The sequence below is a fragment of the Pradoshia sp. genome, from assembly GCF_051873915.1.
In the GTDB taxonomy this organism is placed as follows: domain Bacteria; phylum Bacillota; class Bacilli; order Bacillales; family Pradoshiaceae; genus Pradoshia.
The window spans coordinates 1-1560 of sequence record NZ_JBJEFJ010000147.1; the positions used below are offsets into that span (position 1 = coordinate 1).

The 1560-nt window shown below is 42.7% G+C and carries 1 protein-coding gene; it reads left to right on the forward strand.

Going from position 1 to position 1560, the window contains the following annotated elements; genetic code table 11:
• On the forward strand, positions 1-1560 hold a 1560-nt coding region (locus ACI35L_RS13300; RefSeq protein WP_439803085.1), incomplete at both ends, for an IS1634 family transposase.

Genomic DNA, 1560 nt, shown 5'->3' on the forward strand with positions numbered 1-1560 from the left:
ATCATCCTGAAAAGAAGCAGACTGCCCAGAAGCTCTATGCCTCATATGGTTCTGTTGAAACCCTTAAGGATAGAGGTATCGAAGATCCTGTCTCCTACTATCAGGCTGAAGTTGACAGACTTAACAGTGAGAGAAAAAAGGAAAAGGCTGCAAGCAAAGAAAAGCAGATTGGCAAATCGCCAATGCGATATATAGGCCACTTTCCTTTTGTCGCAATACTCAACACCCTCGACATAAAGAAGTACCTTGACCTAATGCAGTCAGTAAGACAGTTTCAGTTTAATCTTTACGAAGGCCTTGAAGCTCTTGTTTCCGCAAGGTTAGTATCGCCATGTTCAAAACATGCTACATTTCACGATGTACTGCCATGCCTTTACGGAGATTACAACATCTCCTACGACCAGATCCTTAGCATATGCGATTACATGGGCTCGGAATATGAGAAGATTGTAGAGATACTCACTGCCGCAACTGCAGAAAAATTTGGCATCGATACATCAAAGACATATTTTGACTGTACCAATTTTTACTTCGAAATAGACAGAGAAACGGACTTTCAAAAAAAAGGTCCATCAAAAGAAAACAAGCATGAACCACTTGTCGGCCTCGGGCTGCTTCTTGATGCAAACCAGATTCCTATCAGTATGAGAGTGTTCCCGGGCAACGAAAGCGAAAGGCCTAAGCTTAGGCAGATCATCAGCGAGATGAAAGCTGCAGGCGGCATAAACGGCAGAACTATTCAAGTTGCAGACAAAGGACTTAACTGCGCAGAAAACATACACGAGGCAATCAAAAGAAAAGACGGATATATATTCTCCAAATCCGTAAAGACACTGCCTCAGACAGAAAAGAAATGGCTGCTTCTCGACAGCGGCAATTCATGCGATAGAAATGACCCTAACAGTTGGACTGATGTCAAAGACTCTGATGGAAACATAAGATATCGCTACAAGTCATGTGTGGACGTATTCCCTTACGAATACAAAGACAGCACGGGTAAAAAACACAGCTTCACCATTGAAGAAAAGCGCGTGGTCACATATAACCCTCAGCTTGCCGCAAAGCAGATATTTGAAATCGACAGAGAAGTTGCAAAAGCAAGAGCCCTGTGCCTTTCCTCTGCAAAGAAAAGTCAGTTTGGTGATTCTGCAAAGTATGTCAGCTTCAAATCCACTTCGGAAGGCTCAGTCACCGATGACAGAGTTGCAGTATGCATGAACGAGGACAAAATAAAGGAAGCAAAGGCTCTTGCCGGATATAACATGATTGTAACATCTGAAACCGGCATGAATGAGCGACAGATTTATGATGCCTATCACAATTTGTGGAAGATAGAAGAATCCTTCAGGATAATGAAATCCGAACTCGATGCAAGACCCGTGTTCCTTCAGAAAGAGAACAGTATAAAAGGCCATTTCCTCATCTGTTATACAGCTGTCCTTCTCGAACGTCTTCTGCAGTACAAAATACTCAACGAAAAATACGGCGCAGCTCAGATTATGAAACTGACGCGCGAACTGCAAGTGGTAAAAGTTGAAGGACATAAATACGTGAACATAA